Here is an 8,010-nt window from a genome sequence, read left to right on the forward strand (position 1 = left end):
CACATGGCCCCGCCCAGGGTCCCGGCCCAGGGCCGCAACGCCCCGGCGGCCACCCCCGCCGGGGCCCCGCACGGCGGCCCACCCGCCGGTGCCGCGCCGGACGGCGGCGCCCCGGCCTGGAGCCGACCGGCGGCACAACCCGCGCCCGGGCCCGGCAACGCCGCCGGGCCCGAGGGCGTCATCCCCTGGAAGCCGCCCACCGACAACCCGTTCCTGCGCGCCGCCCAGGCACAGGGCCGGCCCGCCGCGCTCGGCCGCCGACTGGTGGCCAGGCTGATCGACACCGTGTTGCTGCTCGCGGTGGTCGGGGCCGCCGCCGTGCCGCTGTGGAGCAAGGCCAAGGACCACATCGACACCAAGATCGACGAGGCCAAGCAGACCGGCGAGACCGTCACCGTCTACCTCCTGGACGGCACCACGGGGCTGTACCTCGGCATCGTGCTGGGCGTACTGCTGCTGGTCGGGGCACTCGCCGAGGCACTGCCCACCGCTCGCTGGGGCCGCACCCTCGGCAAGCGCCTGTGCGGCCTGCGCACGCTGGACATCGAGTCCCACCAACCCCCGTCCTTCGGCGCGGCCCTGCGCCGCTGGCTGGTGTACGGGGTGCTGGGCGTGCTGGTGGTCGGCGTGGTGAACGTCCTGTGGTGCCTGTTCGACCGCCCCTGGCGCCAGTGCTGGCACGACAAGGCGGCCCACACCTTCGTCGCCTCGGGCAGCTGAGACACCCGATCCGGCGGAGGTGGGCCCGGCCGCCGGGTCCGGAAGGGGGTGGGGTGGGTCGGTGCCTGCCCTCCCCGGCTCACCCGGCCGACCCCAACCCCGTGTGCCCGTCCGCCGGCTGGGCCCCGAGGGTGTACCCCGCCTGATGGTGTGTCCGCGCGTCGCCCGAACGGCGCCCGCCGGATGCGCCGCGGCCCGGTCCGGGTTCGACTCGGGCCATGAGCAGCGAGCCGCCCGCCCACGACCCCTGTCCGTCGCGGCCGCCGTCCGGGGCCGACCCCGGACACGGCGCCGAGCCGTACGGCGGCCCGCCCTGGCATGAGGCCGCGCCGCACGAGGGCGGCCCGTCCGGGCACGGGGGCGGTGGCGCTCCGTACGCCGCCGGACAGCAGGGCGGTGGCGGCCAGGGTGGTCAGGGCGGTCAGGGCGGCTGGCCCGGCGGCGGTGACCAGGGCGGCGGTGGCGGTCCGTACGGCGGCGGCCCATCCGGGGGCGGGCCCTACGGCGGTGACCAGGGCGGCGGTGGCGGTCCGTACGGCGGCGGCCCACCCGGCGGCGGCCCGTACGGCGGTGGCCCCTACGGCGGCGGTGGTCCCTACGGGGGCGAGCAGCCAGGAAAGCCCCCGTTGTCCGCGATGGCGCCGCTGGCCCCGCTGCCCCGCCGACTGCTCGCCCGGATCATCGACGGCCTGCTCATCGGTATCCCCGTCGGCCTGGTGATGGGCGTTCTGCTGGGCAGCTACGACCCGGTGAACTCCAACGGCAGGGCCACCGTGGTGACGGTGGTGGGCGCCCTCGTCTACTTCGTCTACGAAGGCCTGATGCTCACCCACAGCGGACAGACCGTCGGCAAGCGGCTGATGAAGATCCGGGTCGCGATGCTCAACGACGGTTCCGTCCCGGCCGGCCAGCCGGGGTGGGCGCGGGCCGCCGTCTACTCGCTGCCCGAGATCGTGCCCTGCTGCGGCTTCGTCTTCTGGCTGGTGAACGTCCTGTGGTGCACCTGGGACCGGCCGTACCGGCAGTGCCTCCACGACAAGGTGGCGACCACCGTGGTGGTCACCGCCGAGCCCCTGGGCCGGTGAGCCGCCGAGCCCTGGGCCGGTGAGCGCCGGACGGCGCCGTCGCGGGTGGGCCCTACCCTGAGCTGTCCACCCGGCCGGGGCGGCTGGTGTAATCGAAGATATGAGCCCCGAACAGCCGAACCACCCGTACGCCCCCGCCCAACAGGCCCCGGTGCCCCTGGATCGGATGGCACCGCTGGCCACACCGGCGCAGCGGTTCCAGGCGCGGCTGATCGACACCCTGGTGCTGGGCTTCATCTGGGTGGTGATGCTCGCCGCCACCGGCGCGCTGCGCTACGGGCTCGACCACCCCGGTGAGCAGGACACCGCGAAGGTGCTGATCTCGGCGGCGCTCACCTTCACCCTCTACTTCGCCTACGAGGGCGCGATGCTGGCCAACAGCGGCCAGACGCTCGGCAAGAAGGCCCTGCGGATCCGGGTGGCCAAGCTGGCGGACGGCGATGTGCCGGGGCGCCAGGGGTGGGTGCGGGGTGCCGTGTACGCGCTGCCGGGGATCGCCTCCCCGGTGGCGGTCGGCACCATCTTCTGGCTGGTGAACTCGGTGTGGCAGCTGCGCGACCGGCCGTACCGGCAGAGCCTCCACGACAAGGCGGCCAAGACCGTGGTGGTCTCCGCGCTGTACTGAGCGGGCCGTGCCCGGGGCGGCCCGCCCGCTCGCCTCGCGGGCGCACGCGACTACGCACGGCCGTCCATCCCGCGTCCGGCAACCGGCCCGGTTCGCCCCCGTACAGCGTGCGGCACCGCGCCGGGGTCCGGGTGCGTCCCGGCGGTACGGCGACAAGACCTGACGATCCCTCGGGTGGACCGTCCCCGCAGCGCAGGGGAGAGGTGTCCGAAATCCGGACGAGGTAGGCCGGTTAACGTACTGTCAGCTCCTGTTCATGTCAAGGGCTGTCTTTTCTGGAGCCACTCCTGTCAAATACCGCCACAGGTTTGACTGGGGAGGCATGTCCATAGTGAAGAGCTCACGGAGGGCGGTCAGATCGACCGCCATCGCGACGGTGATAGCCGCCATCGGTGCGGCCGCCCTGAGCACCGGTCTGGCACAGGCCGACGAGGCGCCCGGCGCGAAGCCGATCAAGGACCGGGACCCGGCGCAGGTGCGCGCCGGCGTGGAGCACGACCTGCCGGGTCCGTTCAGCAAGGAGCGGGAGGCCCGCCGCGAGGCCGCCCTCCAGCAGGTCCTCGACGGGGACGCCAAGCCGGTCCGGCGCGGCGGCTCCGAGGTCGTCAAGCTGGGCAAGGGCAAGTACGTCGAGCTGGGCCGGGAGAAGACCGACAAGATCTTCACCATCCTGGTCGAGTTCGGCGACAAGGTCGACGACACCACCACCTACGACCCGGACGGCCCGGACGGCCCCGAGCCGCCGGTGACCAAGTACGGCGGCACGCCCGGCCCGGCCCACAACACCATCGCCGAGCCGGACCGCACCAAGGACAACAGCACCGCCTGGCAGAAGGACTACAGCCGGCAGCACTTCCAGGACCTGTACTTCTCCACGGACAAGGACAAGGAGTCCCTGAAGAAGTACTACGAGAAGCAGTCCTCGGGCCGCTACTCGGTGGACGGCGAGGTCTCCGACTGGGTCAAGGTCGACTGGAACGAGGCCCGCTACGGCTCCGACTACTGCGGCGACACCAACTGCGCCAACGTCTGGGACCTGATCCGCGACGGCGTCAACCAGTGGGCCAAGGACCAGAAGGCGGCCGGCCGCACCGACGCCCAGATCAAGGCCGATCTCGCCCAGTACGACCAGTGGGACCGGGACGACTACGACGACGACGGCGACTTCAACGAGGCCGACGGCTACATAGACCACTTCCAGATCGTGCACGCCGGCGAGGACCAGTCGGCGGGCGGCGGTGCCCAGGGCGGCAACGCCCTGTGGGCGCACCGCTGGTACGCCTACGGCTCCGACGCCGGACGCACCGGCCCGGCCCAGAACAAGGCGGGCGGCACCCAGATCGGTGACACCGGCATCTGGGTCGGCGACTACACCATGCAGCCGGAGAACGGCGGCCTCGGCGTCTTCGCCCACGAGTACGGCCACGACCTGGGCCTGCCCGACGAGTACGACACCACCGGTGCCGGCGAGTCCTCGGTCGCCTTCTGGTCGCTGATGGCCCAGGGCTCCTGGCTGGGCATGGGCAAGGACTCCATCGGCGACATGCCGGGCGACATGAACGCCTGGGACAAGCTGAAGCTGGGCTGGCTCAACTACGACACGGCCAAGGCCGCCACCGCCTCCAAGCACCAGCTGGGCGTGGCCGAGTACAACACCAAGCGCAAGCAGGCGCTGCTGGTCAGCCTCCCCGACAAGACCGTCACCACCACGGTGGTGAAGCCCGCCGAGGGCTCCCAGCAGTGGTGGAGCGACCAGGGCGACGACCTGAAGAACACCCTCACCCGCACGGTCGACCTGACCGGCGTGTCCAAGGCCACGCTGGACCTGTCCGGCTGGTGGGACATCGAGGAGAACTACGACTTCGCCTACGTCGAGGCCTCCACCGACGGCGGCGCCAGCTTCACCCCGCTGGACGGCACCGCGGACGGCAAGGCCATCCCCCGGGACGGCAGCGACCAGCCCGCCCTCACCGGCGGCTCCGGCACCCACCAGCAGCTCTCGTACCCGCTGGACGCCTACGCCGGCAAGAAGATCGAGCTCCGCTTCCGCTACCAGACCGACGGCGGCGCCGGCGGCAAGGGCTTCACGGCCGACGGCATCAGCGTGACCGCGGACGGCAAGCAGCTCTTCGCGGACGGCGCCGAGGACGGCGACAACGGCTGGACCGCCAAGGGCTTCAGCCGCGTCGGCGAGTCCTTCACCCAGGACTACCCGCAGTACTACATCGCGGAGAACCGCCAGTACGTGTCCTATGACAAGACCCTCAAGGTCGGCCCGTACAACTTCGGCTTCGCCACCACCCGACCGGACTGGGTCGAGCACTACCCGTACCAGAACGGCCTGCTGATCTGGAAGTGGGACACCTCCCAGAAGAACAACAACGTCGGCGTCCACCCGGGCACCGGCCTGATCCTGCCGATCGACGCCCACGCCGCGCCGGAGCGCTGGGCCGACGGCACCGTGATGGGCAACCGCTTCCAGGCGTACGACTCCACCTTCAGCACCTTCGGCACCGACGGCTTCACCCTGCACCGCAAGGACGTGGCCGCCACCGTCAAGGCCAAGAAGGGCGTCTCGGTCTTCGACGACCACGCGGGCGTCTACTGGTACGACACCAACCCGACCGGTGGCGTTCAGGTTGCTGACACCAACACCCGGATCAGCATCCAGCACGAGGCGCGGGATGGCTCCTCGATGACCGTCAAGGTGAGCCCTGCCACACGGTAATCGCTAACACCGCAGGTCAGAGCTTGATCGGCCGTCGCCCTCTAGCGGGCGGCGGCCGATCGCGTTTAGATGCTGCTGACCGCTTCTTGTTGACACTCCTGTTGACGTCCAGACGCCCAGACGTTCCGACGGACGTTTCCATGGAGCACGACATCTCACGGGGGAGATGAAACGCATGGCAGACGGAGGATTCGCCAAGCTGCCGGACGGCAGCGTGGTGGTGGCCCTGTCCCTTCCGCGGCCGCAGGGCTCGGGCGGCGTACCCGGCGACCAGGTGCGGGTGCTGGTCCACACGGCGAACCGGCAGCGCGCCCTGACCAGGCTGCGCAATCTGGGGCTGCGCGCCGTCTACCTGCGCGGCAACGCCAGGCCGCCGACACCGGACGAGATCACGGCGGTGCTGCACCACCCGGACGGCCTGCTCTGGCGCGCGGTCCCGGAGGACGGCGGCGAACTCTGGCACCCCATCCGCGCCCTGCTCCGCCCCTGCGACGCGTACGGGCAGCCGGGGCAGCCGGGGCGGACCGGAGGGCTCGCGGGCATCGCGTCCGCGGACCGTACGGAGACCCCGCTGACGGCCTGACCACCCCGGTCGGCCGCTTTTGGGCGCGGGCTCCGGCCTCTGTCCCGGTCGGTGCCTCCGGACCTCAGGAGCCGGAGCGGACCACCCGCTCGTTCCCGGTGAGCTCGACCCCCGCCTGCCGCAGCTCCGCCAGCGCCCGCACGGCGGTCTCCTCGGCCACCGCGGCGGTCAGGTCGAGCAGCACCCGGGTGGTGAAGCCCTCGCCGCGGGCGTCCAGCGCGGTGGCGCGCACGCAGTGGTCGGTGGCGATGCCCACCACGTCGACCTCGGTCACCTCGTGGTCGCGCAGCCACTGCGCCAGGGGGACGCCGTTCTCGTCGGCACCCTCGAACCCGCTGTACGCGGCGGCGTGGGCGCCCTTGTCGAAGACCGCCTCGATGGCGCCGGAGGCGATGGCCGGGGCGAAGTTGGGGTGGAAGCCGCTCCCCTCGGTGCCGGCCACGCAGTGCGCCGGCCAGCTGTCCACGTAGTCCGGGTGGTCGGAGAAGTGGTCACCCGGATCGATGTGGTGGTCGCGGGTGGCGACCACATGGCGGTAGGCGGTGGGCGCAGCGCCGATCAGCTCGGTGATCGCCGCGGCCACGTCGGCGCCGCCGGCGACCGGGAGACTGCCCCCCTCGCAGAAGTCGTTCTGCACGTCGACGACGATCAGTGCGCGGTGCATGGCTGGTGCCTTCCCTGAGGACCCGGACGGGGCCGGGGCCTGGCGGAGCCCCGTTGCGTGTAGCCGAGGGTAAACACTTCCCGAGGAGCACGGGAAGTGATGGCCAAGGGCGGTCGCTCCCGGCGAGGCCGCCACCTCACCGGGCCGCCCCGACCGGGGCCGTCCGGGCCGGGGACGCCCGACCCGGAACCGCCCCGCCCGGGGGGTCGCACCCGCCCGGGGGCCGCTGATCAGCGATCAGCGGTGCTCGCAGTCGCCCGCGATGCTCACTGGTACTCGGTGGGCAGCACCGGCTCCCCGCGGGAGAGCTGGGTGGCGGAGAGCGGGAGCCGGCCGCGGGCCGCGATGTGCCGGTCGCGGGCGGCGTCCAGGGGCTCGCGGCCCACGATCTCGCCGCCGCGCACCAGCTCGACCAGCAGCTGCCGGTCCTGGAGCTCGGCGGGGACCGGACCGGAACCGACCACCTCGGCCTCGGCCACTCCCTCCGCGTCCAGTCGCCGGGCGGCCCACTTGCGCCCGCCGATGGAGGTCTTGCCGCCCATGGCCTTCTTGGCGACCGCCCGCAGCGGCGCCCCCGGGGCGTCGCTCTCCGCGCGGGCCACCAGTTTGTAGACCATGGAGCAGGTGGGGTGCCCGCTGCCGGTGACCAGCTGGGTGCCGACCCCGTACGCGTCCACCGGTGCGGCCGCCAGCGAGGCGATGGCGTACTCGTCCAGGTCGCTGGTCACCACGATCTTGGTGTCCCGGGCGCCCAGCTCGTCCAGCTGCTGCCGGACCCGGTGGGCGAGGAGCAGCAGGTCCCCGGAGTCGATGCGGACCGCGCCGAGGCCCGGCCCGGCCACCTCCACGGCGGTGCGCACGGCCTCGGCGACGTCGTAGGTGTCCACCAGCAGAGTGGTGCCGCTGCCCAGCGACTCCACCTGGGCGGTGAACGCGTCGCGCTCGTTGTCGTGCAGCAGGGTGAAGGCGTGGGCGCTGGTGCCCACGGTGGGGATGTCGTAGCGGAAGCCGGCGGCCAGGTCGGAGGTGGTGGCGAAGCCGCCGACGTACGCGGCGCGGGCGGCGGCCACCGCGGACAGCTCGTGGGTGCGCCGGGCGCCCATCTCCATCAGCGGCCGGTCGCCGGCGGCCACCGACATCCGGGAGGCGGCGGCGGCCACCGCGGAGTCGTGGTTGAGGATCGACAGGACCACCGTCTCCAGCAGCACCGCCTCGGCGAAGGTGCCCTCGACACGCAGGACGGGGGAGCCGGGGAAGTACACCTCGCCCTCGGGGTAGCCCCAGATGTCGCCGCGGAACCGGTAGTCGGCCAGCCAGCTCAGGGTGGCCTCGTCCACGATGTGCCGGTCGGCGAGGAAGTCCAGGACGTCGCGGTCGAAGCGGAAGTTCTCCACGGCGTCCAGCACCCGTCCGGTGCCGGCGATCACGCCGTAGCGGCGGCCCTCGGGCAGCCGGCGGGTGTAGACCTCGAAGACGGAGGCCCGGTCGGCGGTGCCGGCGCGCAGCGCGGCCTGCAGCATGGTCAGCTCGTACCGGTCGGTGAACAGCGCCGTCGACGGCACGCCCACCTTCCCCCAGCCGCTTCCCCCGGCCACCGCTGAGAGG

General features: G+C 72.6%; 6 protein-coding genes and 1 pseudogene. 5 read left to right on the forward strand and 2 right to left on the reverse strand.

Annotated elements, in window-relative coordinates; translation table 11 throughout:
* From E4099_RS25460 to E4099_RS25480, 5 genes and pseudogenes are all read left to right on the forward strand, one after another.
* The coding region (locus E4099_RS25460; protein WP_245245152.1) for an RDD family protein at positions 1-720 on the forward strand (720 nt) is incomplete at its 5' end.
* A gap of 218 nt (positions 721-938) precedes the next feature.
* On the forward strand, positions 939-1,805 hold the full coding sequence (locus tag E4099_RS34930) for an RDD family protein (protein ID WP_135341457.1): 867 nt from the start codon (positions 939-941) through the stop codon (positions 1,803-1,805).
* A gap of 100 nt (positions 1,806-1,905) precedes the next feature.
* On the forward strand, positions 1,906-2,430 hold the full coding sequence (locus tag E4099_RS25470; protein ID WP_245245153.1) for an RDD family protein: 525 nt from the start codon (positions 1,906-1,908) through the stop codon (positions 2,428-2,430).
* 331 nt (positions 2,431-2,761) lie between these two features.
* Positions 2,762-5,158: an immune inhibitor A domain-containing protein gene (locus tag E4099_RS25475; protein WP_135341461.1), complete on the forward strand. Its 2,397-nt coding sequence runs from the start codon at positions 2,762-2,764 to the stop codon at positions 5,156-5,158.
* A 175-nt stretch (positions 5,159-5,333) separates the two neighbouring features.
* Positions 5,334-5,645 (forward strand): annotated as a pseudogene (locus tag E4099_RS25480) (hypothetical protein); the annotation flags it as partial.
* Positions 5,646-5,805: 160 nt separating this feature from the next.
* Here E4099_RS25480 and E4099_RS25485 read toward each other — a convergent pair.
* Together E4099_RS25485 and E4099_RS25490 are read right to left on the reverse strand one after the other, a co-directional pair.
* Positions 5,806-6,405 carry an isochorismatase family protein gene (locus E4099_RS25485; RefSeq protein WP_135341458.1) on the reverse strand — a complete coding sequence of 200 codons (600 nt, stop codon included), beginning with the start codon at positions 6,403-6,405 and terminating at the stop codon, positions 5,806-5,808.
* A gap of 266 nt (positions 6,406-6,671) precedes the next feature.
* Complete coding sequence (locus E4099_RS25490; protein WP_245245158.1) at positions 6,672-8,000, reverse strand: nicotinate phosphoribosyltransferase; 1,329 nt, start codon at positions 7,998-8,000, stop codon at positions 6,672-6,674.
* Positions 8,001-8,010: the final 10 nt, after the last annotated feature.

The organism is Streptomyces palmae (assembly GCF_004684805.1).
In the GTDB taxonomy this organism is placed as follows: Bacteria; Actinomycetota; Actinomycetes; order Streptomycetales; family Streptomycetaceae; genus Streptomyces; species Streptomyces palmae.

Excerpts from the sequence above, each read along its gene's own strand:
- E4099_RS25470 (WP_245245153.1), top strand. The coding sequence starts at position 1,906 with ATGAGCCCCGAACAGCCGAACCACCCGTACGCCCCCGCCCAACAGGCC.
- E4099_RS25485 (WP_135341458.1), bottom strand. The coding sequence starts at position 6,405 with ATGCACCGCGCACTGATCGTCGTCGACGTGCAGAACGACTTCTGCGAG.
- E4099_RS34930 (WP_135341457.1), top strand. The coding sequence starts at position 939 with ATGAGCAGCGAGCCGCCCGCCCACGACCCCTGTCCGTCGCGGCCGCCG.